The organism is Escherichia sp. MR (assembly GCF_005280595.1).
Taxonomy (GTDB): Bacteria; Pseudomonadota; Gammaproteobacteria; order Enterobacterales; family Enterobacteriaceae; genus Escherichia; species Escherichia ruysiae.
Genome location: NZ_SZVK01000142.1, coordinates 1 through 299 on the forward strand (window position 1 = coordinate 1; position 299 = coordinate 299).

Below are 299 nucleotides of genomic sequence, written 5' to 3' on the forward strand. Positions count from 1 at the left end.
GCATCAGCACTCACGGTACGGTCAAACCAGTTTGCACCGTTCACCATGTGGAAACGGTCGCCATCCGGCATCATGTAGCCGCCACCGTCCGGCAGGCGGATGAAGTGCCAGAATCCGCCTTCGTATTCCGGCATCATTTTTTTCGCCAGCGCGTACACAGACGCCTCGACATACAGAAAATCCTGGCCAAACAGGTAAGGCAGAAAGAAGAGGCGGTCGCATTCTTCAACATTCAGAGTGACAGGTTTCGCATATTGCATGATGTTTTCCTCCGTTGTTCACATATTCCGCGACACCGG

The 299-nt window shown here is 53.2% G+C and carries 1 protein-coding gene; it reads right to left on the reverse strand.

Going from position 1 to position 299, the window contains the following annotated elements; all coding sequences use genetic code 11:
- Positions 1-260: antirestriction protein (locus FC814_RS23405; protein WP_247165744.1), on the reverse strand; the 260-nt coding region annotated here is incomplete at its 3' end.
- Between the last annotated feature and the right edge of the window lie 39 nt (positions 261-299).